The 25,387-nt window shown below is 51.7% G+C and carries 37 protein-coding genes and 1 pseudogene; 15 read left to right on the top strand and 23 right to left on the bottom strand.

What is annotated here, in order from left to right; translation table 11 throughout:
* Window positions 1-39 precede the first annotated feature (39 nt).
* Both araC and F3J37_RS02205 read left to right on the top strand, forming a co-directional pair.
* The gene (gene araC, locus F3J37_RS02210) at window positions 40-957 is read left to right on the top strand and encodes an arabinose operon transcriptional regulator AraC (RefSeq protein WP_034827384.1); all 918 of its coding nucleotides are present in this window, start codon (window positions 40-42) and stop codon (window positions 955-957) included.
* 77 nt (window positions 958-1,034) lie between these two features.
* Window positions 1,035-2,075: an oxidoreductase gene (locus tag F3J37_RS02205; protein WP_166931543.1), complete on the top strand. Its 1,041-nt coding sequence runs from the start codon at window positions 1,035-1,037 to the stop codon at window positions 2,073-2,075.
* A 113-nt stretch (window positions 2,076-2,188) separates the two neighbouring features.
* Here F3J37_RS02205 and add read toward each other — a convergent pair whose 3' ends face one another.
* The 17 genes and pseudogenes from add to F3J37_RS02120 form a co-directional block, all read right to left on the bottom strand.
* Complete coding sequence (gene add / locus F3J37_RS02200; protein WP_034827380.1) at window positions 2,189-3,187, bottom strand: adenosine deaminase; 999 nt, start codon at window positions 3,185-3,187, stop codon at window positions 2,189-2,191.
* A 118-nt stretch (window positions 3,188-3,305) separates the two neighbouring features.
* Window positions 3,306-4,484 (bottom strand): MalY/PatB family protein, encoded by a 1,179-nt coding sequence (locus tag F3J37_RS02195; protein WP_166931540.1) that lies wholly within the window; start codon window positions 4,482-4,484, stop codon window positions 3,306-3,308.
* A pseudogene (gene malX, locus F3J37_RS02190) lies at window positions 4,481-5,902 on the bottom strand (maltose/glucose-specific PTS transporter subunit IIBC); the annotation flags it as partial. The gene F3J37_RS02195 and the pseudogene malX, both read right to left, overlap by 4 nt.
* Window positions 5,903-5,931: 29 nt before the next feature.
* The gene (locus F3J37_RS02185) at window positions 5,932-7,209 is read right to left on the bottom strand and encodes a site-specific integrase (RefSeq protein WP_166931537.1); all 1,278 of its coding nucleotides are present in this window, start codon (window positions 7,207-7,209) and stop codon (window positions 5,932-5,934) included.
* Window positions 7,210-7,241: 32 nt separating this feature from the next.
* Window positions 7,242-7,490: an excisionase family protein gene (locus F3J37_RS02180; protein ID WP_166931534.1), complete on the bottom strand. Its 249-nt coding sequence runs from the start codon at window positions 7,488-7,490 to the stop codon at window positions 7,242-7,244.
* A gap of 168 nt (window positions 7,491-7,658) precedes the next feature.
* Window positions 7,659-7,892: a hypothetical protein gene (locus tag F3J37_RS02175; protein ID WP_240154050.1), complete on the bottom strand. Its 234-nt coding sequence runs from the start codon at window positions 7,890-7,892 to the stop codon at window positions 7,659-7,661.
* Window positions 7,889-9,631, bottom strand: coding sequence for a DNA cytosine methyltransferase (locus tag F3J37_RS02170; RefSeq protein WP_166931531.1), 1,743 nt, complete (start codon window positions 9,629-9,631; stop codon window positions 7,889-7,891). Before F3J37_RS02170 ends, F3J37_RS02175 begins: the two co-directional genes overlap by 4 nt.
* A complete protein-coding gene (locus tag F3J37_RS02165; protein WP_166931528.1) occupies window positions 9,628-10,488 on the bottom strand; it encodes a phage N-6-adenine-methyltransferase in 861 nt (286 codons plus the stop codon). The genes F3J37_RS02170 and F3J37_RS02165 overlap by 4 nt, the downstream gene beginning before the upstream one ends.
* A gap of 45 nt (window positions 10,489-10,533) precedes the next feature.
* Complete coding sequence (locus F3J37_RS02160) at window positions 10,534-10,794, bottom strand: hypothetical protein (RefSeq protein ID WP_166931525.1); 261 nt, start codon at window positions 10,792-10,794, stop codon at window positions 10,534-10,536.
* The gene (locus tag F3J37_RS02155) at window positions 10,791-11,030 is read right to left on the bottom strand and encodes a DNA polymerase III subunit theta (RefSeq protein ID WP_166931523.1); all 240 of its coding nucleotides are present in this window, start codon (window positions 11,028-11,030) and stop codon (window positions 10,791-10,793) included. The genes F3J37_RS02160 and F3J37_RS02155 overlap by 4 nt, the downstream gene beginning before the upstream one ends.
* Window positions 11,031-11,439: 409 nt before the next feature.
* Window positions 11,440-11,835, bottom strand: a complete 396-nt coding sequence (locus F3J37_RS02150) for a hypothetical protein (protein WP_166931520.1) — start codon at window positions 11,833-11,835, stop codon at window positions 11,440-11,442.
* 2 nt (window positions 11,836-11,837) lie between these two features.
* A complete protein-coding gene (locus tag F3J37_RS02145; RefSeq protein ID WP_166931518.1) occupies window positions 11,838-12,779 on the bottom strand; it encodes a RecT family recombinase in 942 nt (313 codons plus the stop codon).
* Window positions 12,776-13,594 carry a PD-(D/E)XK nuclease-like domain-containing protein gene (locus F3J37_RS02140; protein WP_166931515.1) on the bottom strand — a complete coding sequence of 273 codons (819 nt, stop codon included), beginning with the start codon at window positions 13,592-13,594 and terminating at the stop codon, window positions 12,776-12,778. Before F3J37_RS02140 ends, F3J37_RS02145 begins: the two co-directional genes overlap by 4 nt.
* Window positions 13,594-13,911 (bottom strand): hypothetical protein, encoded by a 318-nt coding sequence (locus F3J37_RS02135; protein WP_166931513.1) that lies wholly within the window; start codon window positions 13,909-13,911, stop codon window positions 13,594-13,596. The genes F3J37_RS02140 and F3J37_RS02135 overlap by 1 nt, the downstream gene beginning before the upstream one ends.
* Complete coding sequence (locus tag F3J37_RS02130; RefSeq protein WP_166931511.1) at window positions 13,908-14,048, bottom strand: hypothetical protein; 141 nt, start codon at window positions 14,046-14,048, stop codon at window positions 13,908-13,910. The genes F3J37_RS02135 and F3J37_RS02130 overlap by 4 nt, the downstream gene beginning before the upstream one ends.
* Window positions 14,045-14,185 carry a protease FtsH-inhibitory lysogeny factor CIII gene (locus tag F3J37_RS28475; RefSeq protein WP_166931508.1) on the bottom strand — a complete coding sequence of 47 codons (141 nt, stop codon included), beginning with the start codon at window positions 14,183-14,185 and terminating at the stop codon, window positions 14,045-14,047. The genes F3J37_RS02130 and F3J37_RS28475 overlap by 4 nt, the downstream gene beginning before the upstream one ends.
* A 34-nt stretch (window positions 14,186-14,219) precedes the next feature.
* The gene (locus F3J37_RS02120) at window positions 14,220-15,332 is read right to left on the bottom strand and encodes a hypothetical protein (RefSeq protein WP_166931506.1); all 1,113 of its coding nucleotides are present in this window, start codon (window positions 15,330-15,332) and stop codon (window positions 14,220-14,222) included.
* 119 nt (window positions 15,333-15,451) lie between these two features.
* Between F3J37_RS02120 and F3J37_RS28090 the strand changes: the two genes are divergently transcribed.
* Together F3J37_RS28090 and F3J37_RS02110 are read left to right on the top strand one after the other, a co-directional pair.
* Window positions 15,452-15,715, top strand: a complete 264-nt coding sequence (locus tag F3J37_RS28090; RefSeq protein WP_166931503.1) for a hypothetical protein — start codon at window positions 15,452-15,454, stop codon at window positions 15,713-15,715.
* Complete coding sequence (locus F3J37_RS02110) at window positions 15,708-15,833, top strand: DUF2256 domain-containing protein (protein WP_369410641.1); 126 nt, start codon at window positions 15,708-15,710, stop codon at window positions 15,831-15,833. Before F3J37_RS28090 ends, F3J37_RS02110 begins: the two co-directional genes overlap by 8 nt.
* A 115-nt stretch (window positions 15,834-15,948) precedes the next feature.
* On the opposite strand, the gene F3J37_RS02105 is transcribed toward F3J37_RS02110, so the two are convergent.
* The 4 genes from F3J37_RS02105 to F3J37_RS02090 form a co-directional block, all read right to left on the bottom strand.
* A complete protein-coding gene (locus tag F3J37_RS02105) occupies window positions 15,949-16,137 on the bottom strand; it encodes a hypothetical protein (protein ID WP_166931501.1) in 189 nt (62 codons plus the stop codon).
* Between the two features lie 22 nt (window positions 16,138-16,159).
* Entirely contained in the window at window positions 16,160-16,402 is a 243-nt protein-coding gene (locus tag F3J37_RS02100; RefSeq protein WP_166931498.1) for a transcriptional antitermination N peptide, read from the bottom strand.
* Window positions 16,402-16,542 (bottom strand): hypothetical protein, encoded by a 141-nt coding sequence (locus F3J37_RS02095; RefSeq protein ID WP_166931495.1) that lies wholly within the window; start codon window positions 16,540-16,542, stop codon window positions 16,402-16,404. The genes F3J37_RS02100 and F3J37_RS02095 overlap by 1 nt, the downstream gene beginning before the upstream one ends.
* Before the next feature lie 354 nt (window positions 16,543-16,896).
* Complete coding sequence (locus tag F3J37_RS02090) at window positions 16,897-17,610, bottom strand: LexA family protein (RefSeq protein ID WP_166931493.1); 714 nt, start codon at window positions 17,608-17,610, stop codon at window positions 16,897-16,899.
* 107 nt (window positions 17,611-17,717) lie between these two features.
* Between F3J37_RS02090 and F3J37_RS02085 the strand changes: the two genes are divergently transcribed.
* The 4 genes from F3J37_RS02085 to F3J37_RS02070 all read left to right on the top strand — a co-directional run bounded on the left by F3J37_RS02085 (window position 17,718) and on the right by F3J37_RS02070 (window position 20,001).
* Entirely contained in the window at window positions 17,718-17,915 is a 198-nt protein-coding gene (locus tag F3J37_RS02085) for a Cro/CI family transcriptional regulator (RefSeq protein ID WP_166931490.1), read from the top strand.
* Between the two features lie 110 nt (window positions 17,916-18,025).
* Complete coding sequence (locus F3J37_RS02080) at window positions 18,026-18,304, top strand: CII family transcriptional regulator (protein ID WP_166931488.1); 279 nt, start codon at window positions 18,026-18,028, stop codon at window positions 18,302-18,304.
* A gap of 78 nt (window positions 18,305-18,382) precedes the next feature.
* Window positions 18,383-19,309: a replication protein gene (locus tag F3J37_RS02075; protein ID WP_166931485.1), complete on the top strand. Its 927-nt coding sequence runs from the start codon at window positions 18,383-18,385 to the stop codon at window positions 19,307-19,309.
* A complete protein-coding gene (locus tag F3J37_RS02070) occupies window positions 19,306-20,001 on the top strand; it encodes a replication protein P (RefSeq protein WP_166931483.1) in 696 nt (231 codons plus the stop codon). Before F3J37_RS02075 ends, F3J37_RS02070 begins: the two co-directional genes overlap by 4 nt.
* A gap of 214 nt (window positions 20,002-20,215) precedes the next feature.
* Here the strand turns inward: F3J37_RS02070 and F3J37_RS02065 are convergent, their stop codons facing one another.
* Both F3J37_RS02065 and F3J37_RS02060 read right to left on the bottom strand, forming a co-directional pair.
* Window positions 20,216-20,701 (bottom strand): NUDIX hydrolase, encoded by a 486-nt coding sequence (locus F3J37_RS02065; RefSeq protein WP_205298840.1) that lies wholly within the window; start codon window positions 20,699-20,701, stop codon window positions 20,216-20,218.
* Window positions 20,694-21,311: a hypothetical protein gene (locus tag F3J37_RS02060; protein ID WP_166931480.1), complete on the bottom strand. Its 618-nt coding sequence runs from the start codon at window positions 21,309-21,311 to the stop codon at window positions 20,694-20,696. The genes F3J37_RS02065 and F3J37_RS02060 overlap by 8 nt, the downstream gene beginning before the upstream one ends.
* 116 nt (window positions 21,312-21,427) lie before the next feature.
* Here F3J37_RS02060 and F3J37_RS02055 point away from each other — a divergent pair, with 116 nt between their 5' ends.
* The 7 genes from F3J37_RS02055 to F3J37_RS02025 all read left to right on the top strand — a co-directional run bounded on the left by F3J37_RS02055 (window position 21,428) and on the right by F3J37_RS02025 (window position 25,381).
* Window positions 21,428-21,883, top strand: a complete 456-nt coding sequence (locus F3J37_RS02055) for a YbcN family protein (protein WP_166931478.1) — start codon at window positions 21,428-21,430, stop codon at window positions 21,881-21,883.
* Window positions 21,876-22,094 carry a hypothetical protein gene (locus F3J37_RS02050; protein WP_166931476.1) on the top strand — a complete coding sequence of 73 codons (219 nt, stop codon included), beginning with the start codon at window positions 21,876-21,878 and terminating at the stop codon, window positions 22,092-22,094. Before F3J37_RS02055 ends, F3J37_RS02050 begins: the two co-directional genes overlap by 8 nt.
* Before the next feature lie 156 nt (window positions 22,095-22,250).
* The gene (locus F3J37_RS02045; RefSeq protein ID WP_166931473.1) at window positions 22,251-22,577 is read left to right on the top strand and encodes a hypothetical protein; all 327 of its coding nucleotides are present in this window, start codon (window positions 22,251-22,253) and stop codon (window positions 22,575-22,577) included.
* Complete coding sequence (locus tag F3J37_RS02040; protein ID WP_166931470.1) at window positions 22,570-23,187, top strand: recombination protein NinG; 618 nt, start codon at window positions 22,570-22,572, stop codon at window positions 23,185-23,187. Before F3J37_RS02045 ends, F3J37_RS02040 begins: the two co-directional genes overlap by 8 nt.
* A gap of 112 nt (window positions 23,188-23,299) precedes the next feature.
* Window positions 23,300-23,428: a YlcG family protein gene (locus F3J37_RS02035; RefSeq protein WP_166931467.1), complete on the top strand. Its 129-nt coding sequence runs from the start codon at window positions 23,300-23,302 to the stop codon at window positions 23,426-23,428.
* On the top strand, window positions 23,418-24,041 hold the full coding sequence (locus F3J37_RS02030; protein WP_166931464.1) for a hypothetical protein: 624 nt from the start codon (window positions 23,418-23,420) through the stop codon (window positions 24,039-24,041). The genes F3J37_RS02035 and F3J37_RS02030 overlap by 11 nt, the downstream gene beginning before the upstream one ends.
* A 419-nt stretch (window positions 24,042-24,460) precedes the next feature.
* Window positions 24,461-25,381 (top strand): hypothetical protein, encoded by a 921-nt coding sequence (locus tag F3J37_RS02025; RefSeq protein ID WP_240154049.1) that lies wholly within the window; start codon window positions 24,461-24,463, stop codon window positions 25,379-25,381.
* Window positions 25,382-25,387: the final 6 nt, after the last annotated feature.

Below are 25,387 nucleotides of genomic sequence, written 5' to 3'. Positions count from 1 at the left end.
GCGCGGCACTGCGCATTTACAGGTTACCGTGAGGGCACTATGTACCATCGTGAACCCCCTAGTGAGCAGCAGAACCCACTGCTACCCGGCTATCCGTTTAATGCCTGGCTGGTGGCGGGCTTAACGCCGATCAATGCCAACGATCAGCTGGACTTCTTTATCGACCGACCGCTCGGCATGAAGGGTTACATCCTTAATCTGACGATCAAAGGTCAGGGCCGCATTTTTGATGGCGAATCGGCGTTTGACTGCGAACCCGGTGACTTGCTGCTGTTCCAGCCTAAAACCCCGCACTACTATGGCCGTTCACCAGACAGCCCATGCTGGTTCCATCGCTGGGTCTATTTCCGTCCACGGGCTTACTGGACGGACTGGTTGCAGTGGCAGGATGAGAGCCAGGGCGTGGGGCGGTTACGCTTGCCGGAAGCGCAACGTGCCGAGTTTGATCGTCTGTTTGCCAGCATTGAGCAAACCCACAATTCAGGCCGTCGCTTTGCCGAGGAACTGGCGATGAATCTGTTGGAGCGCCTGCTGCTGCGTGCGGTGGAGGAGGATCCGCGCAGTCATCAGCAAATTCGCGATCCGCGCGTGATTGAGGCCTGCCAATACGTTACCAACCATCTGGCAAGCGAGGTGAAAATCGAGGAAGTGGCGCGCCATGTGTGTCTTTCCCCGTCACGACTGGCGCATCTGTTTCGCGAACAGATGGGGATCAATTTGCTGCGCTGGCGCGAAGATCAGCGGGTGATCCGCGCTAAACTGTTGCTGCAAACCACGCAGGAGCCCATTGCCTCGGTCGGGCGCGAAGTGGGTTATGACGATCAGCTCTATTTCTCTCGCGTGTTCCGCAAACGGGTCGGCGTCAGCCCCAGTGATTTCCGCCGTCGCAGTCAGGATGCGCACGATGCCCTGGTGGCGCAGGAAAGCTGGCAACCGGCACGGAGTGCGATCTCCTGAGTTTTCAGGTGATTCCGCCTTGTTGTTACCGGCTGATTCGTCTTAAATCAGTCTGGTAACGAACAAGAGGAATGAGAATGAGCGATAAATTACGTGTCGGCCTGATTGGCTACGGTTTTGCCAGCAAAACCTTTCATGCTCCTTTGATCGTCGGTACGCCAGGCGTTGAATTGGCAGCCGTCTCCAGCAGCGATGCCAGCAAGGTGCATGCAGATTGGCCCTCGGTGCAGGTGGTCTCTGATCCACAAGCCCTGCTGGATGACCCGACACTGCAACTGATTGTGATACCGACGCCAAATGATACTCACTTCCCGTTAGCCAAAGCGGCGCTTAATGCCGGTAAACATGTGGTGGTGGATAAACCGTTTACCGTGACACTGTCACAAGCGCGTGAGCTGGATGCACTGGCTAAGGCCAAAGGGCTGCTGCTCTCCGTTTTCCACAATCGTCGTTGGGACAGTGACTTCCTGACGCTGAAAACTTTGCTGGCTGATGGCGCCTTAGGTGATGTGCGTCATCTCGAATCGCATTTTGATCGCTTCCGCCCTGAAGTTCGTCAGCGCTGGCGTGAGATGAAAGGCCCGGGCAGCGGTATCTGGTTTGATCTTGGACCGCATGTGTTAGACCAGGCGCTGCAATTATTTGGTCCGCCGGTGGCGATCAATGTGGATATGGCTGAACTGCGTCCGGGTGCGCAAACCACCGATTATTTCCACGCAGTGCTGACCTATCCTACCCGTCGTGTAGTGTTGCACGCCAGCATGCTGGTGGCGGCAGAATCGGCGCGCTTCGTGGTGCACGGCACGCGGGGCAGTTACGTCAAATACGGCCTGGATCCGCAGGAAGATCGTCTGAAAGCGGGTGAACGTCCACCGCAGGAAGACTGGGGCTACGACATGCGCAACGGTACCCTGACGCTGGCAGAAGGCGATGTGATGGTGGAGAAAGAGCTGCTGACGCTGCCGGGTAACTATCCGGCTTACTATGCGGCAATCCGTGATGCGATTGCGGGCACCGGTGAGAACCCGGTACAGGCTGGAGAGGCGATTCAGGTGATGGAGCTGATTGAACTCGGGTTACAGTCCGCTGAGAAGCGCCAGACGATGTCGCTGAGGTGACTAAATGAAAGCGCACCCTGCGGGAACCGATCCCATCAAAAGCTCAGTTCACCCTGGTGCGGCTTGATTAAAAAGGTGCGCATCGCTGCGCACCTTTTTTACTTTAAGGCGCGTTATCCCGCCACGCGCTGACGCAGTGCCGCTTTCTCTGCATCACTGAGGAAGGCAATCGTCACACCATTTTCCTGCGCCTGGCGCATCTCTTCGGCGGTGAGTCCTGCCTGCGGCGCAGCGTGCTCATACTCATGCGCCAGCTCAATACCCTGAACTGCCGGATCATCGGTGTTGATGGTGGCGAGAATGCCGTGTTGCAGGAAGGCTTTGAGCGGATGAGTGGCCAGTGAAGCTACCGTGCTGGTCTGAATGTTCGAGGTCATGCAGGATTCGATACCAATGCGCTGCTCAGCCAGGAAATCCATCAGCGCGCGGTCTTCAATCGCTTTCACACCATGGCCAATACGCTCCGCGCCGAGTTCGCGAATCGCCTGCCAGATGCTTTCCGGGCCAGCAGCTTCACCGGCGTGCACGGTAATACGGAAACCAGCATCACGCGCGCGATTGAAGTGACTGAGGAACTCACTGCCCGGGAAGCCGAGCTCATCACCAGCCAGATCCACAGCAGTAATGCCATCGCGGTGTGCCAGCAAACCTTCCAGTTCGCGCAGGCAGGCCTCATCACCAAAGGTTCGGCTCATAATGCCGATCAGGTTCACATCCACGCCGTACTGTTTTACGCCAGCACGCACGCCATCAATTACGGCTTCCACCACACCGGCAATCGGCAGGTTATGCGTCATCGCCATGTATCCCGGTGAGAAACGCAGTTCTGCATAGTGAATACCGGCGCGTGCGGCATCTTCCACGTTTTCCAACGCAATGCGGCGGCAGGCATCCAAATCGCCCAACACTTTTACGCCCCAATCCAGCTTCTGCAGGAAACTCACCAGGTCAGGTTCATTGGCCGTCACTTGCACATGCGGACGCAGATCGTCGAGCGAATTGGCTGGCAGTGCGAGATTAAACTGGCGACCTAAATCAAGAATGGTTTGTGCGCGGATGTTGCCATCAAGGTGGCGGTGGATGTCGGTCAGGGGGAGTTTCAGGTCAATCATGTCGCACTCGCTAAAGTTTCATAAAGTGCAGAGCATTATAAAAACATCTTGCGCAACAGCGCCAGTGATTTGCGCAAGTCGTGAAATGGATGCTGAATTAATCAGCATCCGAGCGCATTTAATACGATTTTAAAGCCGCAATCAGGCGATCCAGCCCGTCATCCAGCTTGCTGCGTGGGCAACCCGCGTTGAGGCGCAGATAACCGCGGCTGGCATCACCGTAAGTCGAACCCGGCATGATCGCCACCTTGTACTGATGAATCAGCTGCTGTTGCAGTGCCTGCTCATCAATACCCAGCGGAGTAAGATCAATCCATGCCAGATAGGTGGCGGCAGGGGGCTGGCAGTTTAGAGCGGGAAACGCGGCATTCAGCCGTTGCGCGATGTGCTGCATATTCGCCTGCAAATAATCGCGCAGTGCATCCAGCCAGGCTGAACCTTCACGATACGCGGCAATGGTCGCCGCGACGGCCATCACCGCCGGTGACGATAGGCCGTCCTGTTGCTTCAGCGCGTGGAACCACGCCTGGCGATCGGCATCATGCGGAATAATGCCCCACGCGCCGGTCAACGCCGGAATGTTGAAACTCTTTGATGCCGACGTGAATAACGCCCAGGGAGATTGCGCCACCTGGCTCCACGGGGTGTGGTGTGCGTCGCCCAACACCATATCCATATGGATCTCATCGCTGATCACTTTCACATCATGACGCGCACAGAGCGCGGCCATTTGCTGCAACTCCTCACGCCGCCACACTTTGCCGGTAGGATTGTGCGGGCTACACAGCAGCATCACTTTGCAATCGGGTCGTGCCAGCAGCGGTTCCAGCTGCGTCATATCACACTGCCAGTCATTACCCTGGCGCTGGAGCGGCAGTTCCAGCACGCGGCGCTGATTACCGTTGATGGTGTGATAAAATGCATCGTAGGCAGGCGTATGAATCAGCACTTCATCGCCGGGTTTTGTCCAGTGGCGCAGCATATGCGCCACCATGTAGATCACCGACGGGCCGTAAACCAGCGATTGCGACTTAACCTCTGTGGCAAAACGATTCTTCATCCAGTGTTGAATCGCCGAGGTAAAGTCCTGATGCTGCCAGCGGCTGTAGCCCAATACGCCATGGTTTAACCGCTGTTGCAGGGCCTCAATGATGCAGGGTGCCGTCGCGAAATCCATATCGGAGATGGTGAAGGGCAATAAGCCCTCCACACCAAAGCGGTCCGCCACGAAATCCCACTGCGTACACCAGCTGCCGTGGCGATCCACGGCCTGGTCGAAATCAAACCTCTGCGTCATGACACCGTCGCGCTCATCAGGTGTGCCATTTCATCTTTCACCGACTGCACCTGCGGACCGATCACCACTTGCAGGCTGGTTTGGTTGAGATGCACCACACCAATTGCACCATTGGCTTTCAGTGCGGCATCGTTCACTTTGCTCATGTCCGCAATGGTAAGACGCAGGCGCGTCAGGCAGTTATCCAGCGAGGTGATATTTTCCACACCGCCCAGAGCCGCCAGAATCGCCGGGGTGTTGTAGCCTGATTTCCCCACGCCCGCGCGGCTGACCTGCTGTTCCACGCTGCTGGTTTCTGCTTCGCGACCCGGTGTTTTGATATTGAAGCGGGTAATAGCAAAACGGAAGATGGCGTAGTAACCCACGAACCACACCGCCGCAATCACCGGCACCCAATACCATTTGGTGGAGAGGCCGTGCAGCACGCCGAACACGAAGAAGTCGATAACGTTGCCGTCGGTGTTACCGATGGTCACGCCGAGTATCGCCATCACGGTGAAGCCCAGACCCGTCAACAGGGCGTGGATCAAATACAGCACCGGAGCCACGAACAGGAACAGGAATTCGATCGGTTCGGTAGTCCCGCCGACCACGCAAGCCACCACACCCGAAATCAGCAGCCCTTTAATTTTGTGACGATTTTCAGGACGTGCGCAGTGATAAATCGCCAGTGCGGCACCCGGCAAACCACCGAGGAAGGCCGGCATTTTGCCTTGCGACAGGAAACGCGTGGCGCTTTCCGCAAAGCCGTGGGTATCCGGGCAAGCCAGCTGCGCCTGGAAGATGGTGAGGGCACCGCTGACGCTTTTGCCGCAGACGTCGAGCGTACCGCCCGCATCGGTGAAGCGAATAATTGCCACCAGAATATGTTGCAGACCAAACGGCAGCAGCAGACGTTCGCCGGTGCCGAAGATCATCGGGCCAAATTCACCGGCACTGTTGATCATCCAGCCGAGGCCGGTGATGGCGCGCGCAAAGAATGGCCAAATCAGAGGCACCACTAAGCCGAGTAAGCCCATCACCACGGTGGTGACAATCGGCACAAAGCGCGTACCGCCGAAGAAGGCCAGCGCATCCGGCAGACGGATATTGTGGAAGCGTTCATGCAGCCAGAACACTACCACACCAACAATCACCGCGCCGAGAATACCGGTGTCGATCGACTGAATGCCAAGGATGTTTTGTACGTTGTTGGCTTTCAGCACCGCTGCGTCGGTGGTTGGCAGAATGCCATTGATATTGAGCCAGAAGTTCACGCTCAGGTTTAGCACTGCGTAGCCGACAAAACCGGCAAAGGCAGCGACGCCTTTGTTCTCCCGCGCCATGCCCAGTGGAATCGCAATCGCGAACATCACCGGCAGATAACTGAAGGCAAATGAACCCAGCTTCGCCATCCAGATGAATAACGACTGAGGGAGGAAGTGAGTTTAAAAACAGATAGTTACATTCAGGCGGTTTTACTGTGGGGCATCTGTGGGGCATTTCTTGAAAATTCAGCGTTTAAAACCGCCATCTGATCAAGGTTGTTTTCTGTCATCCATTTTCCATAAACGGTATAAAGCATCTGTGCGGATGAATGGCCCATCTGGTTAGCTACAAAGTTCGGGTTGACTCCGGCACTCAATGCCCAGCATGCAAACGTGTGGCGCGTTTCGTAGGCTTTTCGGTGTCGGACTCCTGCCCGGCGCAGAATGGTTCGCCATGCTGCGCCAAGAGAACCGTTAGTGTAATAATCCTCTGACCTGCCATTCATCGCGGTCAGGTGCGGCGCAAATATGAAAGTGCAGAGGTCGATACGCTTTTCACCGTTCTGCCTCAGATGAACCTTGATTTCGTGCTGCTTACCCATCCTGGTCAGTATCATCTGGCGTTTGAGAGCTTCAATAGCCGGAACTGACAATTGGACCGTCCTGATCCCCGATTCTGTCTTAGGTGGTGTAAAGTGATTGGCAAGGGCCTCGCCGCGCACTATCTTGGCCGTCCAGTTAACAGTGTCGATATCCTCCCAGGCTAAGGCATAAATCTCACCGTGTCGCATGCCGGTATTCACGGCAAAGATGATCATGTTCTGCATCTGGTCAGAAGGGCACATGTCTAATACACGCTCATACTCTTCCCGTGTGAGCGGATCAGGATTTGGCCTTTCTTTCTTGAGTGGCGATACCCCATCAAGCGGGTTTTGATCCATGTAACCATTACGCACTGCAAACGAGAACATACCCTTCATGCAGGCGATGTATCCATTCACTGTTGTTGCCTTCCTTCCCTCCAGTGGCCGGTGGTCTCTTCCCCTCGGTCGTTGATACCCATTCAATAGCGCCTTTCTCGCCTGAAGCATATCTTCCTGCGTAATGCTGTTCGCGTACCGTTGTCCATCAAGCACCTCAAACACCGACCTGATGTAGGAGTGGTAATGGACGCGCGCCGTTTTCGTAAGCTCAAGCTCCTTCAACGACATCCACTTTTGAGCTAACAGTGACAACGTCACAGGTTGCCTTTTGCCCCCAAACCTTTCGATATTGGCCGAATCAGGGAACTGCTTACTGTAATCAAAGTTTCCCGTCTTGATCGCATAGCACACTGATGTGCGCAACTCCCCGGCCATCTTCCTGTTCTTTGGTGTATCCGGCACACCAAGACTTTCCCTTACTCGCTTACCCTGGTATATGAACCAGATGCGCAAAGACCCTCCGTGGTTCTCTACGCCGGTTGGATAGCTAGCCATTCTCTTTCCCCGGTTGTTAATGGAGCCGACATTTAAGCAGAAATCTTCCTGCGGATCGCCGGGCGCTGCCTCTCTATCCAGTGATTTATTTCCGGCAGGCAGTACATGATGGTGCTGTTTTCTTTCGGCGCGAGGTCAGGCGATACATGCTTATACTCGCGACCTTCCATCCAGGTAGCGCGGCGCGCGTGCTGAATCATGTGCTTGGTCATGCCGGTTACTGTGGTGAGAACAGACTCAGACACCCATTTATTGGGCGTCAGTTGAATAACGCTTTCCATTGGCTCTCCGGATGTTGGTATATGACAACAAATAGGGTTAATCGGGTGAGATGTGGCTATATGGCAACATTTACTCTTTAGGTGGCCAGATCCATGCCAAGAGCAGGGCAATAAAAAGGGCCAGGTTTGCGATAACCCAGCCCGTGTCTACTTCATCGCATGTGGCAGTCATTTTGCCGTCCGCATTTCTTTATCAATCTGCCGCACGTAATGAATCAGCCAGGCTTTTGGCCGGAACGTATTCGGTGGCAGGCAATCAATCGTTTTGGCGTGGCGATCGAGGATGGCGGTAATGATGCTGTCCCGTTCTGATCGCGGCTTGCCTTTCAGCGCAGCCAAGATATCTGACCGGCACTTGCGCGCTACCGCCCGGAGCGCATTTTCGGTTTGTGTCGACATCATGCAATTCTCTCCCTTGCGAGCGGTGAGCACATCTCAGGAAGGTTGGCGCGAACCAGCGCTTCAGCGAACGGAGGCGGCACGGCGTTGCCGCAACGGGCAACCTGCTTATCCTTCGCGTATTTCGTTCCGCGAAAGTCCTGATCAATGACATACCAGGAAGGGAAGCCCTGCGCTGCGTAGAGTTCGTGTGGCTGCAGCATGCGCATGCCGATATCGACAATCTCGTAATAATCGCCGTCAACAGTGACCAGGCCGAAGCGGTCATTGGTAGTGACTGTACCCAGCGGTTCAGTCAGCCCAACTCCGCCTTTCTCGTTGCCGTAATACTTCATCAGGAAGGCGCGCACTTCGCCCAGGTGGGTGCCGCTAGCGGTGATGGTGTGCAGCGGAGTGTCGGTTGGTTGGCCGGTGTTGGTGCCGCGAAACTTAATCAGGTTCGACGTAACCAACGCATGATGATCGGTAGTGGTCACCGTGTGTGCCGGTCCATCCAACGCGGCACCGGGGCCGGTATAGTTTCCGCCGAAATGCTTCGCCATGAACGCGGTAACCAGCGCACTCTTTCCACCACCGTTTGCCATGACCGTTCCCGCAGGTTCATCAACTGGATGACCAACACTGTTACCGAACTGACGGGAGATGATCGGTGCAAGCATCGGGCAGACAACATTTGTGCGGTTCTGAGTCAGCAGCGTGAAAAACGGCTTATCGACGGGGCGCGGCTTCATCTGGAATGTTGATCCGCCGGTACCAGCAAAAATCGGCGCGACTACGGCATACCCATGCTTGCGGGTGATTGTCTGAAGCGGGTCGTCCAGCGACTGGCCCCGGAAACAGTCATAACCGCCTTTGCTAGTAGTGTGATTGCACTTCACGATGAATGGCGTCGGGTTGTCGATCACGAAGCGCTGAATGCCGCGCGCTATGCGTTTCATCGTGTTTTCGGCCAGCGGCTTACTGCGTCCAAATATGCTGGGGCAGGGAATTGACCAGTCGATGCATTCAGCTGCAGTTCGCCATGGCTTCAAATGACCGGACTGCACAGCCAGGCTTTTTGGATCCCCGTGCGATGGCTGTGGCCACGTCACTGGTTGGCCGTCGCAGCGCATCACCATAAAGAATCGTTTGCGGATAGTTGGCGCACCATAATCGCATGCGCGCAGCTCGCGGTATTCCACGTCATAACCTACCCCAGCTACCAGGCGGCGGGCGTCTGCGCTATGGCGGCCAATCTGCAGGAAGTCGCACACCTCATCCAGCGCCGGGTGATCCGCCGGAACGCCGGTGCTAAGCATGCCAACGAAAGCCGAGAATGTTTCTCCCGCACGCGCCGGATCCGGACGTTCTTCGCTCTCCAGCAGCGGCCCCCAAGTTTTGAACTCCTCCACGTTTTCCAGCATCACAACGCGTGGGCGCTTCGCGAGTGCCCATCGAATGACAATCCATGCCAAGCCGCGAATCTCCTTCTTCACTGGCTTGCTGCCCTTGGCCTTACTGAAGTGGCGGCAATCCGGCGAGAACCACGCCAGACCAACCGGCGCGCCAGCGGTCGCCGTTTCCGGGTCAATATCAAACACCGATTCGCAGTAGTGCAGCGTGTCCGGGTAGTTCGTGGTGTGCATGGCGATCGCGTTCGGGTCGTGATTGATGGCGATGTCCACGCTGCGGCCGGTAGCCATTTCGATCCCGGTGCTGGCTCCGCCGCCGCCGGCGAAGTTATCAACGATGATTTCTCTCACTGAGCATACTCTCCAAAAGTTGTTGCAAGCGACTGCGCGGCGGCAATGATCACGCCTGTTGGCTGGCGTTCCAGTACCATGCGATTGATGTGATGCTTAATTTTTCTCTGATGATCAGCAGGCAATAATTCGATGCTCTCCACCTGGTTGGAGAGCAACTTAACCTCTGCTGACCAGACATCGTTAGCTGTGATGGGGATATTAACTGGCGTAGTTGAATGACTAATCCGAGTTGCTGCTCTCTCAATCTGCGCCATGAATGCCGCGCCGCGCGCCTCGAGATTGTCACGGCTGACATAATCGAATTTTGGTCCGCGCCATTCCTTATCGAACACAGCGATCGCCGCGCCGAACCCGGCTGATGACTCTAAAGGCTGGCCTTCCTCCGGCCGGTACCATGCGGGCAGGTCGAAACTGATGCGGCCGCGAACAAATGCGATATGATCCGCTTCTTCCGGCCACCATGTCTCGGCGGTTGCGGCTTTAATGAAATACACATAGCGCCCGCCCAATTCCCGCATTGCCATGGTATGAGCGATGATGTGACGCATGCCGGTGATGTACTGTCCATCGTGTTCGCTGGCACGGCTGTAGGGTGGGTTCGCATACGCTGCGCCATTCAGTTCAGCCAGGCGGACAGACCAGTCCTGAGTCAGTGCATTGTCTTCCGCGCTGTAATAGGCCTCGCACTTTGCGTTGTCGCGATCGGCAAACAGGTCGAGAACAAAAGGGCCGTAAAGCGAATTAATGCCCCACCAGATTTGATCAGGGGTGCGCCACTGGTCGCCAACCTGCTTGAGCTTATGGGTCGGCTGTGCGCGCAGCGCTTCCAGCGCGGCAACATATGGATTTGTCATGCTGGTACTCCAGAATTTGGGCGTAAAAAAACCTGCCGGAGCAGGTTAATCAATAAATCTTACAGGTCTTGGCCGAAGAATATCTATTTGTTCAATCATTTGCTCTCTTTGGCAATCCATTTTTAATGCAAATAGAAATAGTGCGTTTCGGCCACTTTCCGGATCGGGTAGTTCAAATTGCTGAATAGCAAACTCTTCAATAACTCGTCGATATTCATCAACTATGCAGAAATTAGCATTAGTCGCACCAACTTGGTGGATATGAGGTGTAACTCCATCCTTAATAATTATGCAATCGAATATCACTTCTCCTCCTTCTGATAAACCGGATCGCTGCCGCGCGGTAACTGCAACGCGACATTCCTGTAATGCTGCAGGCGCTCTTTGAAGTATTCACGCAACGCTTCCGGCTGCCGCATCTCCACTTCCATGGCGATAACCGGCAGGTTCATGCGCTCTTTAAACGCAACACCAGACGCAGCTAAGTCCACGTTTATCTTATCGCGTTCTTCTCTGCTGCGTGCTGCAAGGTTATTAGTCAATGCAACACCTCTTGGCTCAATTTGAATTTTTCAATAGCAGAAATCATAGCTAAAGCGTGCGCTCTATCGAACCATTCGCAACATAGGCACAGGTACGGCATCCATTCATTAAATCCATATTCACTGTCGACCTCAGATAGCTCAATGCAAATATTACCTTGCGACTTGAACTTGACGAGTTCGTCAGATATTTCAACCAGTTGGGAGTGATATTTTTGCATCGAAACCTCAGATTTAGGGCCTGTTACAAAAATGCATAATAATTTAATATCGATCAACAGTTAAATTCAAGTATTGATGAAAATAATGGTTTACTTCCAGGAGAAATTCATAACTATTAACTAATGAATCTTATGAACATATGATATTTAGGAATTGATAGGCAGTAAGATAATTCGAACAAAAATTTTCATTCTCCAACCGGCCACAGGCCAGCCTTGATTAATCTGGCGCGGCGCTGTGCCGCCTCTGTGTTTATGCGCTGGCTGTCATTGGTAGCCATGCCGAAAGCGCGCCATGAAACGACGATTGCCTTCGGGTTCTTGTGAGTGATGCGTCTGGTGCTGACCAGCGTGTAAGTGAAGTCGGTGCATCCATCAACCGGCACCGGGTTGCTGGCAGTAATCACCGCCGTCTCACCGCGCAGGCAGCCGCGCATGATGCTGTTGAACTGGCCCAGCGACATATGAAAAAGGGCGCTTAATTCGCGCCCTGTTTTTGGTCCCTTACTCAACTGCCAGACGGCTCGCTCCTTGAAACCGCTGTTAGGCGCAGCGTTGCGCCGGTACTGTGCAAGTTTGCGCATGGCTACGCTCCCGCTTCATCCAGTTCAGCTTTGCGGATCAGGTAAACGTCAGTGGCTTTTTCAAGATGCCCGGTGCTGTCAGCCAGCACCTTCGCCGCGTACTTGTAGAAGCGGTCGAGACTCGAAACTGAATCAGCATTGGCTGAAGCCTCTGTGAAATCGGCAAGCAGCTGATCCGGCGTGCGCGGTGCATCATTGGTGCTCGTCGCCGGGTTAATTTCGCGCTCAGGCTGCTGTGTTTCAGGCTTGTTGTTGATCAGGTTATTCAGGTCGGCACGGCTGCGCGCCGGGGTGACATCGCGCTCTGCTCGCTGCTGGGGCTCAAACTCATCTGGCGTGTACACACCGAGAATCACATCAGGGCAGTACAGGCGCGCCCAGCGCTTTACGCCAAGGTACGCAAGTTGTTGTTTCGGGTCGCTGCCCCATAACGTTGAGTTGCGCACCTGAGCCTGAGATAAAAGCAACTCGAGCACGCGTGGTTCGTCTTCACCCTTCAGGGTGGCCCATACTCTCACGCCGCATCCTTGCTCATCTGCCATGGACCAGTTCGGGGCGATATACTTATTACCTTTCTGGGATGTTTTCTCGATAAATTTGCCAATCACTTTTTCCCATGGACCAAACCAGTCGTAATGAAGACGGTCTTTAGTAGGGGCCATCGAGGTGATCACCGCATTCACTAGCTGTGCCTCATACCCCAGAACGCCATTAATCAGGTGTGTCTTCTGAGCCACTGCGTATGGGTTCATACCCCACTGAGCAGCCTGAAGGGCCACAGCCATGCAATCCGCCGGACTGCCCGCGAGATGTGCAGGAACAGTCGCTTTACCTTTTGCCATCACATCGGCGAACGCCTGAAGCTTTTGCAAACCTGTAGGGCTGAAGATGGCTGCTCTAGTGTCTGCCTCATTAGTTGGCGCATGAATCAGGTCATTGCTCATACATTATCCTTTCTCTTGGCCCAATCCGGGCGCGTGATTTCTTCAATGCCGCCCCAGTTACCGGACTGCATGCATTCGTGGTAGGCGGTCAGGTCGCGGCGGAAGAGGTCATAACCGACTGAAACGTCATCCTCGCCCAACTGGAACACCCGCACCGGGTACCGGCCGCAATCAATTGACTCGCTGACGGCGATGAAAACGAAAAGCGGGTATTCGCCAAAGTGCTTGCTGTAGCCTTCGCGGTAATAGGCGTCCTGAACGTGATAGCGGAACTCTTCGACGTGGCGCGCAAATCGGCTCATGTCCGCCACTTTCTTCACGTCCACTATCACCGGCTGCCCGGTCAGGAATTTGTCCGGACGGATCCGGCAAAGTTCACCGGTTTGGTCATCGTTCCAGTAGATCGAAGCTTCCTGATGGCCTTCGGCTTCTAGAAGCCAGCGTGCGGCGGGGTGGGCGAGGGCGCTGGCTCGCATCAGTTTCAATTTGCGCCCCTGCTCGGCATCCATAACCGTCATGCCCAACCCTGAGCAGTCCTTCAGAAACGCCTGCTCGTTCGCTTTGCCTTCGTTGGTGCGGCGGTTGAACTCCGGCGCCACGATAAAGCGCTTATCGAACTCTTCCGGTTCCAGCAGCAGGCAGTGAAGCGCGGTGCCCATATCGAGCGCCGATTTCTTCTCTTCGTCTTCAGGTGCCTCTTTGCGCCACTGGAAAATGGCCGGGTTTATCGAAATGTCATCCAGCTGTGATTTACTGATTCCGGCACCGTGGTGATACGCCTCATTGCTGATGTCGAAATAAATGCCAGGCTCCATCACGCCACCTCGTCGTAACTGTGTTTGTGCTTCCAGATTTCAATCGCCCGTTCGCGCTTCGCAGCGGTGATCATCATGTCGCGCATGAATGCGTCGGCAGCCATCTCCAGTTCATCATCCATGTCGAACATACCCATGGCTTCGTGATCGAAATGGCGAAGCATATAGGCGCAGGCTGGCGCCACGATTGGGCTCATGTGACGCTGGGCTAAGATGCTGTCAACGCGAGCGGCGATGATCTGCAACTCGTCATCCAGCAGGCTGTCGGCGATGGCCTGAACCTCTTTGCCGTCTTTATCGTGCAACCGGAATTTCATTTGCGCTCTCCCATGCCGATAGCTTTCAGCATCTGGTTGATAAAAGTGAAATCCTTTGTCTGCTCCAGCATCTGGCGCTGGCGCTCAAGCTCTTCCTGTTGCTTCTGATACTGCTTGGTTGGCGTTTGCTTGATCATGGCTGTCCCTGCTGATTTAAAGTGTCCATAAATGAGCGCCAGCCAGAACGGATGCGGCTAACGATGCGGTCTAATTGAGACGTGTTGAAACTGAAGCCACCCATGTGGGTGGCCCCAGCGATAGCGAATGCCTGCATGGGTGATTCCTTGGTGTTGGTTGAATTGGTTAAATCAGTAGGTGATGCTGGTATGCGGGATGTTGCCGTCTTTGATTTGCATCAGAACGTCGATGGCCTGTACGCGGGTTAATCCGGCGTTGGCGATGAGCGCGTTTACGACAGCGGTTCCGATCGTCTTTCTGTGCGCTTCATTGGCTGCGCGCGCTGCGGCTTCGTCGGCGATGCGCTTCTCTTCAGCCAGTCGGGCATCTTCCGCTGCTTTGGCCTTGCGCTGCTCTTCAGCGATTGCCGCCTGCTTCTCACGCTCAGCCTGCTCACGCGCTTCCTGCGCCAGTTTTGCAGTGCGCTCCTGCGCTTCTCTGGCTTCACGCTCAGCACGCTCCTGTGCGGCGATGCGGTCACGATCTGCCTGTTCTGCTTTTGCCTTCAGCTCTGCTTCGCGGCGCGCTGCTTCCTCGCGCTCAACCTGCGCTTTCTGTTCAGCTTCACGGCGGGCGGACTCAGCCGCTTCCTGCTTCAACTTCTGTTCGTGATCGCGACGGGCTTTCTCTTCCGCTTCTTTGCGGAGGCGTTCGAGTTCGGCGGCCTGATCTTCACGCTGCTTAGCCACGACTGCCGCGGCTTCCAGCTTCTGCACTGTGACATCCTTCGCCACGCCTGCTTCGGTAGCGATTTCCTGCCATGTTTCATCCAGGGTCACCGCTTTGGCTTCACTGAGACGCGCCTGAATATCCGTAGACGGCAGGTAGTTACCACTATCATCAATCACATCAGCCAGCGACCGGAGGTCAGCCAGGCGCTGCTGCAATGCCTGCTTGCGTTCGTCTTCAGCCTGCTCCCATTCAGTGAGCGGGCGGCGGGTTTCATAGCGGATGGCATCGCACTCGGACACGAAGCGGCGCAGTTCTGCCTCAACTTCCTTCGGCAGCTCTTTCAGGCGCTTCAGGTAATCGCGGCCAGGCTTTTCAATGGCTGTCTTACTACGCGATACCTGCGCCGCCAGCGATGCCACACGTGCACGACCCTTGGCAGTGCTCAGGTCAGGCACTTCATTCACTGAATTGCGAATCTCATCGAGATAAGCATTGAGACCGTTTGGCACATACAGCGTTGGTGCCTGCTCTGGCTTAATTTCCAGTACTGCTAAATCCGTTGTTTCACTCATTTCATTCTCCTGCGGGCAAAAAAACACCCGCACAGAGGCGGGTGTATTTAGGAAATCCCTATCACAGCGAGATTAATTACCGGGTTGTAACGAATCAGAGGGTTAGGGATTATCAAATCATGACTACATATCGCGTAAGAGTGGGTTTTCATAACCCGACGGGCCTGACATTCAGGCAGCTTGATGAAGTACTGGAGCCCCTCCGTTTCTGGCGTACAGATGCGAATGGTGGCAACTTCCGTTATTACATGGAGTACGAGTATCAATCTGAAGTAATAAGCATTTGCGATGTCTGTGAGCTGGCCTATTCCCAGGCCTGTAAGGTAAGAAAATGTCCGTTAATTCTTGTTGAGGCCAAATCTCATAAGGAACACCGTGAATAAAAACGAACTCCCAATCAAAATTTGCACAGTGTGTGGCAGGCCATTTACTTGGCGTAAAAAGTGGGAGAAGTGCTGGGATGAGGTCAAGAAATGTTCTGAGCGGTGCCGAAGGAAGTGACTAAGCTTCCACGCCGTTAACACGGCACCTTACTCAACCAACCAGCCACCATAAGCAAAGCAATGACCAGTCAGACTATGGCGTTTTCTGTCTTGCTCATGGGTGGCTCCGCTATTTACTGATTGCCGACGATTGACCAGCCTGTTTTCTGCCAGTCTTCATTTCGATACCATCCATCCATCGGGCATCCATCCTCAGCGAACAATCTGCCGTTGCGCATCTCAAACCACTCTTCACGAGTGAAGTATTCATGGCGCACCGTTTTTCCGTTCTCCATGGCTTCAATTGCGTCACTCCATGACATAACCGTTTCTTTCCTCATACCGTTATCTCGCCGTTACGATGTCTTTTGATTTGCGATATCCAGCGGCAAAAATCGCGATTTCCGGTAAGCACATCGCTGTGCTCTCATGCTTCTCACGCAGACTTGGTGAGGATGTGGCGCGGGATACGTTTAAGCTGCATCCTGAGAGAGCCACAGTCAGCTTTTTCCCGAAGCGGTTAGCGTCGGTAGCCTCTGCTGCTTTCTTCGCGTTGTAGGCCGCCATACGGCGTTGATTTCTGGTCATCACTTTGCTCCGTTACGTTTGGCGGCTTTAGCGCGCTGCTTCTTGAGCACGCGGCGGTAGTTGCGATCGTTCTGGTTGCGCATCGACTCCCAAAGGTCGGCTTCACGATACGCAGATGATTTCTGGTAGTTCTCGTTCATGGGTGTTCCTCGATGAGTGCTTGGGTGCAAGAGCCGGAACCCGTGACGTTTCCGAACTTCATAGGCTTCTCAGGTCCACCGTCCTGACTGGCGTAAGCTCCACCTATCTCTTGCCCGAAGCACTCGCCTCGGCCTGTGTATTCACAGGGCTAAATTGTTAAAGAGCAAAAGTCCGTTTAGTTGTTCGCCAGCGTCCTGCTGTTGAGATAAACAATACTCTAGGTATTAATTCATGGCAATACCCAGAGTATTAAAAATAATATGAATGGTATTAATATGCTGTAATTGAAGGGAATTTATTTTTTGCAGGTAATAAAAAAGCCGCTCGGTGGCGGCTTGTCGGGGTACTTGCTTTTAAACGTATCTGACTTTTGACTCTACTACGACGCCGATGATCCGGCAGTTGCCGTTAATGGGCGTCATAGGCCATGAAGGATTGAGGCCTTTCAGGTAGCGTTGTCCACCGTCGATGACCAGCTTCTTGAATGTCGCCTCATTTGCGTCTGTCAGTTTAGCGACAACCAATGATCCATTTTTTGCCTCACGCCCAGTATCAACCAGAACGCTATGGCCTTCTGGGATGCTTTGCCCGATAGGGGCAGTCATGGAGTCACCTTCTACCTTCAGCCAGAATCCTGTCCCCTGAATAGGTACATCCGATTCATACCACTCGTTTATCTCGCTGATCGAATAGGGTTCCATGGCCTCTTCCCATTGTCCTGCGCTGACCCAGCTGAGCATAGGATACCTTCCTTTTGGTTCGTATGGTCCAGCGTAAGTCACGTTTTTATCGAGGGCAGGGAGTGAAGCTGCATCCACTTCTTTGGCTAACGATGGACTGAAATCACTAACAGGAACCTGGAGTAAGCGCGAAAAAGTTAAAGCTGCGCTTAAGTTAAGTGCGTTTCTGCCATTCAAGTAATGGCCTACAGCGCCCTGAGTGATATCCAGTGCGTCCGCAATATCTTGCTGGGTAATGCCCAGATTTTTCTTTTTAGACTCGTACAGAGCTTTGAGGCGCTTTGCGTCATCAAGCTGTTCCGGCGTCAAAACCTTGGTGTTTTTCATCACCTGATTCTAATACCTCAGTTATTAAAACGTGAAATACCGTAGGTATTGCTTTATTTAATACTCATAGTATTATTACTGCATCGGTAATCACGTGGAGGAAACCGATGGACAAAGTAACCCTCGCTGATTACGTCAAGGAGAACGGTCAGGCAAAAGCCGCCGACATTATCGGCGTTCACCAGACGGCAATCAGCAAAGCAGTACGAGTTGGTCGCAAGATCTTCATCACCACAAAGCCTGATGGAAGCGTGGAAGCAGAAGAACTCCGACCTTTCCCTAGCAGCAGAAACGCTGCCGCATAAGCAGCGTCGCTCTTTATCAATCTGACCGCCCTCGGAACTCCAGGGCAAAACCAACTGACCTTGTTACTGCAAGGTACAGCAAGTTCTTACATCACAAGGAAATATAACGAATGGAACGCGCAAACAAACGCAACGAGGCGCTGAAGATTGAAAGCGCCTTACTGAACAAGATCGCAATGATTGGCACTGAAAAGACAGCTGCCGCCATGGGTGTCGATAAAGCGCAGATTAGCCGCTGGAAACGCGACTGGCTGCCTAAGTTCTCGATGCTACTGGCAGTGCTTGAATGGGGTGTCGTTGATGACGAGATGGCTCATTTAGCCAGACAGGTGGCGAGCATTCTCACCAATGAAAAAGCCGGGGTGAGCAGCAACTCATTCCCGGCCTAGTAGCAATTTGCGAACACAAATAACTGGAGAAAATTATGCCAGGACTAACTGGATATGTAAACAGTGGCGGGTCACTTTATGAGTAATCTCGCCTACAGCAACGTCTCACCAATCAGGCCTGAAACGGAGGCCGTGGAGCGCCGTGTGGTCGATACCGATAATGGTTACACCAGAATCGCTAACGAGCTACTGGAAGCTATCGCAAGTGCCGATTTAACAGCTAGGCAGTTGAAACTGATGCTGGCATACGTCCGCAAAACATACGGTTTCAACAAGAAATCAGATCGCATTGCTGATGAGCAGATTGCCCAACTCACCGGGCTTTCTCGCCAGAACGTCAACAAGGCAAAAAAAGAACTGCTTTCAATGAATTGCCTGTTAATGGAAGGAAGCCAAATCGGGATTAACAAAGAGGTTTCAGCGTGGCAATTCAGCAAGTGTCTCCAAGTTAGCAATTTAGTCTTTAAACCAGAGACAAAAAGTGTCTCTAACCTAGAGACTTTGCCTGTCTCTAAATTGGAGACACACAAAAGACATTCTTCAAAAGACAAGAAAGAAAGTAATTATTCGTCAGAGAATTCTGGCGAATCCTCTGACCCACCCCCTGAAAATAATTCGGCTATCCGACCCGATGCAGCCATCCAAACGCCGAAAGGGGACAAGTGGGGGACAGCTGACGATCTCAAAGCGGCCGACTGGATTTATTCAAAAGTTCGAAATGTGTCGCCTACTGCCCAGCAACCCAATTGGCCAGCATGGGCGAACGACATCCGCCTGATGCGCAATGCGCTGAAGTGCACACATCATGAAATCTGCGAATTGTTCAAATGGGCTAACGCCGATGCCTTCTGGCAGACCAACGTCATGAGCCCTGCAAAGCTTCGCCAGAAGTGGGACACGCTCAAAGCACAAATGCACCAGCCTAACCGAAACCGACCTGTGTCTACGGATCAGCATGCCGCTGTCCACTGGAACAGCGAAGAAGCTTGGGAGAAATTCATATGAGACAACTCGAAGCAGCTGTGAACCACCGTGACGGCGCCGCGTTATCGCGCATGGCCGGTGATGTACCGCAGCATGTCGATCGCCGCTTGCATCACGAAATCGAAAAGCTGATTAACGAGTTTTTCGAGGGATTGAAGCAGGTTTTCCCGGCATCAATCAGCACTGCATGGCGCAACCCAGCTGATGAAGCCGCTGCTAAACGTCAGTGGATTGCAGCCTTCGCTGAAAATGGCATAACCAGCAAAACACAGCTGGCGGCCGGAATGCGGCAGGCTCGTGCCAGTGGATCCCCGTTTCTGCCATCGCCAGGCCAGTTTATCGCCTGGTGCAAGCAATCATCATTCTGCGCTGCGGGTCTGCCTGACGAAGATACGCTGTATTCGCTGGTGATGACATACTGCGCCAGACGCGGCGGTTACGTTACGGCAGAAGACTATCCGTGGGGCAGCAACGCCGAATACTGGATGGTCACCGGCCTGTACAGCATGATGCGAGCTAACAATCTGAGTGAACCCGAGCTGCGCGTGAAATGTCGCTCTGAGCTGCGCAAGATGTCACAGCGCATTGAAGCTGGAGAAGAAGTACCACAGCCGCGTAAGCAGTTGCTGAAGCTCTCCATCCCATCAACTACCGAGAAAGCGCAGGAGGGCGTAGCGATGCTGCGTGCAACCCTGAAGCGAGGTAAGTCATGAGTGAGGAAAAAAGCATTAGCAATTGGCGCTTATGCCGAAGTTTGATAGTTAGCAACAAAACGATTTGTGAAGAATGAATTGTGCTGAAGTTGGAATAGAATCGAAGCGGTCATTATAGAGAATTATCTAGAAAGTATAATATTTTACAGCATGAACTTTTCCCATATTCATATTCAACTTCAAAAGAGAAATGATGCTTGTAAATATTAAATGATTAGCTTTGGTTCTTTGCAATCAACAGCATGAGTGCTGATAAGGTGAAATTATCTCTAATTAAACCTTGTTTAATCATTCCAAAAATCTCTTCAAGTGAGTGGAATTTACAACAAATCACTCCTTCCTCTTTTTGAGGCGTGAGGTTTTTTATATCGTCAACCTCACAAATTATTGCTTGGATTTTATCCGATATTAAACCTGAGTCAGTAGACAACTTACCAAGAATATAGCTATTGGAGGATTCTAAGTTTAGCTCTTCTTTAAGTTCTCTCTCTCCTCCTGTCAAATGGGTTTCTCCAGAATCAATGAATCCCCGAGGGAACTCATACAAATTCTCACCGTTCCTTAGGTGTTGAATGATTGCGTATTGGTTTTTATGGATGGGTATTATTACAACGCCACCATTTTTTTGGTGGAGTTTGAGGTGACCCAGTTCATCGATCGAGACTGATAGCATGCTGTTTTCGAAAATAACCTTATTCAAAATTTACAATCCAGGTTGGTTGAATGGCAGAACGTCGTATAATCTTTCTTGTATTATAGAGATAGTAAAAGACATACGTACAATAGACCAATACCTTAGCGGAAGCGGTCAAATATTCATTATTAGCCTTCAATAGCGAAAAAATTTCTTTCACAAGTATAGCCGTTGGAAACCCTGAGATAAGGATCATACAAAATATGACTCTATTCTCGATACCTTTTAACATCTTTTCAAAACTCATGGTGCTATATTTTTGGTTCTGTTTTTTGAAGAAATCTTTTATGCTTTGGTTAACATCTCCAAAATCAAGCTTATCCCTTGCAAGTATTTTGTTAAGTGCTAGGGCTGAGTCTGTGTATTGCATTTGCCAAGAGCGCAACCCGGAGAGAGTTCTTATTGTCATCCCCCCAATCATACATATGACTAAGTTTAAAAAAATGGCCGAATATTGGCTAGATATCATCTTGCTGAAGGAGGTATATGAACCAATATAAAACGATAATATAACAAGATAGAAAGCGATGGTTTGATCTCTTTTAGAAGACTGCTCTTTTATGTGTTCATTACATCTTTCATAAACTGACATCAGAAAATCTTTTGATACTGACATTGGAGCTCCTGAAATGTATTTTCAAATGACTTACAAATTTATTACTTTTATAGCTCAACGCTTAAATGTATTTCATAACCTTAAGTTAGGCAATTACCAATCATATCAGTAATGCTATGGAGATACCAAAAGAGGGCATCAGACTTCATAAGGCAAACTTCAGCGCTATCGGGCAACAGCTTCAACCCCTGCTCGAATCCGGCGACTGCTACCGGCTAATCCTCAGGCCGTGGAAAGAAAAACGTAGCTTTTCTCAGAACAGCCTCGCCCATATGTGGTTTGGCGAAATCAGCGAATATCTCATCAAGTCTGGTCGTATCGACGCCACGCCTGATTGGGTAAAGCGCAACCTAAAGCGCACTTACCTTGGCTGCGAAGAGATTACCTATACCGACTTCGTTACCGGCGAGAAGGTCACCTCCTACGAGCCGCGCCATACATTCAGCCTTGACACAGGAGATATGCACTTCTTCCTAAATCAGGTTGAGCAGTGGTGCGCACAGTTCGGGCTGGCGTTGACCATTCCGCACGATAGCGAATATCAAAAACTGAAGGACGATCAAAATGCCTAAGAAAACATGGTCAGATAAGGATCTGGCTTACATCGAGCGCGTCGCCGGAAAGGTTCCTGTGCCCGTGATGGCAGCCGCTATAAACAAATCGGTGTCTGCTGTCACAGGTAAGGCCCACTCGCTCGGACTAAAGCTGAAGGTACCGGCAATCATCCTCAATAAATATTGGCCCGATTATGTTCAAAAGGAACGCACAGATGAAGTGTCTTAATTCCGTCATGCAATTCTTAATTTACCACCTAATATTTAAACTAGAACAAAGATAAATTTTGAAGTATTAACCATGTCTTACCTGTAATAGCTTTAAAACATCCCGGTCCTTATGAATATGAATTAGGGCCAAATGTTATCATGTGGAGAAAATCCGATGAAATCAGGACTAGAAGCAGGTTGCATTGCTTTGGTAATTGACTCAGTGAATCCAGAAAACGTCGGCAAGTCTGTAACATTACTGGGTTGGTGCGAGGCTGGAGAATTTTTTAATGCACCAGATGGTACCTGCGGACAAATGCCATCTAACACGGGCGGCTGGCTGTGTGTTGGCGATATTGTATGTGTTGGAAAATTTTCCGTCTCGTTAAGGGATTTCAGAAATTATGGCTGGTGTATTTTCCCTTCTAAATACCTTATGCCGCTCAATGGCGACGACCTGAGATATTATGATGACCGCAAAAAGGAGAGGTGCAATGCCTGAAGAAAGGAAAACACCGAAGGTGCGTAAATGCAGAATATGCAAAAAGCGCTATAAGCCCCTTACTCTTTATCAGTGGTGGTGTTGCGATGAGCACCAGGACGAACTGATAAAGCAACTCGCAACAGCAGCCAGAAAGAAACGAATACATCAGCAGGAGCAGGTCAGAAAGAAAGAAGCACAGCAGGAAAAACGTAACCTCAAGATCCGCAAGTTAGCACTTAAGCCCCTCAGCCACTTCCACCAACAAGCTCAAGCCGCCTTCAACGAGTTTATCCGCTCCCGCGACACCGCCGATCCATGCATAAGCTGCGGTCGCTTTCACGATGGAAAATATGACGCAGGCCACTACCGCACACGCGGCGCATCACCGGCCACACGTTACGACGAAACCAACTGCCATAAGCAGTGCGTTCCCTGTAACCAGCACCTATCCGGAAACATCGAAAACTACACGCCAAACCTGATTAAGAAAATCGGTCAGGCTGCATTCGATCGCCTGATGGGGCCGCAAGAGCTGAAAAAGTGGACGCGGGAAGAGTTGCAGGAACTGGCGGCGCATTACAGGCAGAAAACCCGTGAGTTGATCAAACAAAGGAGCGAAGCCGCATGACCTGGCTAACCAGATTACTCAGCAGATTTAACCCCGTTCATCCGATCCCGGTTCAGCGCAAGCGCTCCAGCTACCCGGCCAGCCCCGAAAAAATCACCAAGCGGAGGAAGAAATGATCGCCGATTACCTGCGAGACAAGTGGCGGTTTCTCAGGATGTACCGCGCCCGCAATACCTTCCCGGTTGATTACCGGATCATCAAGCACACAGCCAAAATCATGGGGATGAAACATGCGCATTGAAAGAGACTTTCAGCAAATCGTCAGGCTCGCCGGTGTGCGTAGCTCTGCAGATATGCGCCGACTGTTTGGCAATGGATGGAAGACCATCAACATCTCACAGCAGGCGTGGGTTCGCCACATGCTCACAGTTTGGGGCCAGCACCTCGGCAATGAAGATTACGATCGCGGTGAAGTGAACGTTATCGGCCGCCTTATGATGCGCTGCGAATGGAGTGAGCAGAAGGGTAAGCAGATAGAGAAAATCGTGTCAGAGCTGCACTGTGAAGGCCTGCGTGGTGAAGAGCTATTCCGCAAAGCCCGAGACCTGCTGATGCCACAAACCTCAACAGCAAACATCATCGCTCTCGCCAAAGAATCAGATGATGCTGCTTTCGTTGAAGCTGTCATGGTTAAAACCTTCGGGAAGGACAACCCGATTAAGAACGTAGCCAGATTACGATATTGCAAACGCAAGAGCGTGCAAAACATCGGTGCATCGCTGATTTATTTCACTGGCATCAGCACCAAGGAAGCAAGAAACAGAATGGAATGGGCGCTGGACATCCTCGAAGGAGAAATGTTTTACGCAATTAAGCGAGAAATGGAGAAGGAGATTCCTAAAATAGCTGCCTAAAGAGAATGAATAGCACGAATAGCTAAAGACAAAGGGCATGGAAGCCTGGCATATTCATATATGCTCGGGAAGCAAAGCGAACTGAGCAGTTCCATCACAAGTGAGTGATTAAAAGCGCCACGGTTACCAGCCGAAGGCGCTTTTTTATTGCCTGAAATCCGGGTGAGAAGCACAGTGGTTGTGCGTTCGGCTGTTAACCGATTGGTCGCGGGTTCGAATGCTTTGGCCGCCAAATATTTCCTCGGTCATGACGATGACCGTATTTACCGCTTAGCGTCGGGGATAATATCTGGAATTTTTAGGACTAAAGGCTCCATAAATGAATTGCTAAAAATTAGAGTTTTTCTCATTGTATCTTTATTTTTTTTCCTAATTCGTTAAGTTGTACTAGGGCTATTACTAACGAATAGGGCTGTTCAATGTTGTCAACTTATGAAAGATGGGTTTCTTTCTTCGATTTTGCGTTTCAGCCGACTCATCCGGCTGCGCCTGATATACCTGTTATCGACATCCTGAGGAACCTGAAAAACCTAGTGGATGCAGGAAACGCTGTCCGGCTGTACAATCAAGGTACGCGTGCAGTGCGAATTTCTGAGATGACTTACAAAGTTGGTGATTCAGAAGCAATCTTGCTTATCCAGCTTTGTGATAAAAACGGGTCAGATCCAGTTTTTGGCGAACTCACGACAGGGCAACTTCGCGTTGAGCCCAAGCTTGCAGGAGAAGGAATAGCTGTTTCAAGCCATGTAATGATCTCAACCACAGTTGCCCAGCATACCGCAGATCATTTCAAAACCTTAGTTGAGACAGTACCGGGTATAAGCAAATCAATCCTACAGCCTTTTCTCAATGCAATGCTTCGTGATGCATTCATTGGTCAAGAGTTCAAAAATCCAGCGACAAAAGCAATGTGCCAGCTGAAGCCAAAGCTTGAAATTTTTTCGCATGGCTCGCAAACCTTGCTGGACACTTTGAAGGGTGCAAAACTGCATAATGTAAAGCTGGTCAGCACTCGTAAGCAAGGTGGCATGGACAAAACCGCTTACACTGAACTAGCAGAACGGTCAGTGAGGTATAAGATTGTAAAGCAACCACCGCTGGCAGATAAAAAAAGGTTATTGGAAATTTTAAGAAAGAAAGGTCAGCAGTCGGGCTTTAGCAAGGTATCTATCAGCTATTCTAAAGATGGTCGTCAAGCTAGCCTTGATTTAGACAGGAATGAGGATGCAGCAACTAAGCTCTTTACAAAAAGTGAAAAAATCATTCTCGGTTCCGGCATAAATCAGTGTGAAAGCACGATACACCAGGAACTGGAGAGGAAGATGAAAGGGCTATTATAATCGAGG

The sequence above is a fragment of the Candidatus Pantoea communis genome, from assembly GCF_011752685.1.
Lineage (GTDB): Bacteria > Pseudomonadota > Gammaproteobacteria > Enterobacterales > Enterobacteriaceae > Pantoea > Pantoea communis.
The sequence above is the reverse complement of the archived record's forward strand: the minus strand, read 5'-3'. Positions and strand labels throughout refer to the sequence as shown.